The following is a 1,890-nucleotide window of genomic DNA, read 5'->3' as shown; positions in this document are numbered from 1 at the left end:
TGGCGATAGAAGTTTATGCATAAATATTGGTTTGCAACATTGCCAAGCAGGCAAGGCAGGTGCGCAAAGCCAAAGATTGAAGTCGGAAGTTTTGCAGTATTGTGCGTCAGCGTCAGTCCAGTAATGCCCGAAGATTAGCAATGCTGGCCTCTGCCACCGCATCTTCCTTGGCTTCATCCTTCTGAATGCCGATGCCCAGATAGTCGATATCCTCCTGGGGCATTTCGTCCACGAAGCGGCTGGCGGTGGTGTCGATTTTTTCGCCGTACTGTTTGCGGGTCAGAGCCTGGGTCATGGCCAGGGTTTCCCGGGCGCGGGTGATGCCCACGTACATGAGGCGGCGCTCTTCAACGATGTTGTCTTCTTCGATGCTGGTACGGTGGGGCAGGAATTCTTCTTCCACGCCCATCATGTAGACGTGGGGAAATTCCAGACCCTTTGACGCGTGCAGCGTCATTAACTGCACCCGGTCGGAATCGTCTTCTTCCTGTTGTTGTTCGAGCATGTCCAGCAGTACCAGCTTCTTGATCACCGATTCCAGATCGCTGGCGCCTTCTTCTTCGTCTTCCTGTTTTTCCAGCATGCGCTCGATGCTGCGCACCAGTTGCCAGATATTTTCGATGTTCTTTTCACCGATGCGCGGGCTGGAGGCGTTCTGCATCAGCCAGCCTTCGTAATCCATATCGGTGATCAGTTCCTGCACCGCCTGCAAGCTGTTCTGGCCGAAACAGAACTGGCGTTTGGCATCCAGCCAGGCCTTGAACTTTTGCAGCTTTTCGGCGGCTTTGGGGTTCATCACTTCACTAAGCGCAAAGTCATCGCACACGTGGTAAAGACCTTGCTCACGCTTGAGTGCCCAAGTGGCCAGTTTTTCCAGGGTGGCGGGACCGATTTCCCGGCGCGGCGTGTTGATGATGCGCAGAAAGGCGTTGTCGTCGTCCGGGTTCACCAGCAGGCGCAGGTAGCACATCAAGTCCTTGATCTCGCTGCGCGAGAAGAAACTTTTGCCACCGGAGACCTTGTAGGGAATCGACAGGCTTTGCAGTTTCATCTCCAGAATGCGCGACTGAAAATTGCCACGATAAAGCACCGCAAAGTCTTTCCACTGCAGGCCTTTCTGCAGGCGGCGGTGAAAGATATCGCTGGCGATCCATTCGGTTTCTGCCTCTTCATCACGCAGGGCGGAAAAACGAATCGGTTCGCCGTAGCCGTAATCGGACCACAGGCTTTTTTCGAACTCGTGGGGGTTGTTGGCGATGACTGTATTGGCGGCTTTCAGGATGCGCCCGGTGGAGCGGTAGTTCTGCTCCAGCTTCACCACTTTCAGGGTAGGCCAGTCTTCCTGCAGCTGCGCCAGGTTTTCCGGTCGGGCGCCGCGCCAGGCATAGATGGACTGGTCGTCATCGCCTACCACGGTGAACTTGCCCTCCGGCAGGGTGAGCATTTTCACCATTTCGTACTGGGCGCCGTTGGTATCCTGGTATTCATCTACCAGCAGGTACTGAATACGGTTGCGCCATTTTTCCAGAATGCGCGGCTGCTCGCGGAACATGCGCGCGGGCATCAAAATAAGATCATCGAAATCCACCGCATTACACACCCGCAGCATGCGATCATAACCGCCGTAGGCCATGGCCGCGCGCAGGTCGTCGTCGGTTTCAGCGGTGCTTACCGCTTCCTCGGGCAGCACCAGCGCGTTCTTCCAGTCGGAGATGCGTTTGTGGATGACATCCACCGCGTCCAGGTCCCGTTCCGATTCGCCCTGGCGCAGGATCTCCTTGAGGATTTCCTTGCTGTCGGCGCCGTCCAGAATCGAGAAGCCGTTGCGCAGGCCGCAGGCTTTCAATTCGGATTTGAGGATGCGCAGGCCCAGGTTATGGAAGGTGGAGA

General features: G+C 56.0%; 1 protein-coding gene. It reads right to left on the bottom strand.

The features are described 5' to 3' along the window. Positions 1–112: 112 nt before the first annotated feature. The coding region (locus A3754_RS21305) for a 3'-5' exonuclease (RefSeq protein ID WP_063521272.1) at positions 113–1,890 on the bottom strand (1,778 nt) is incomplete at its 5' end.

The organism is Alcanivorax sp. HI0083, assembly GCF_001635175.1.
The sequence above is the reverse complement of the archived record's forward strand: the minus strand, read 5'-3'. Positions and strand labels throughout refer to the sequence as shown.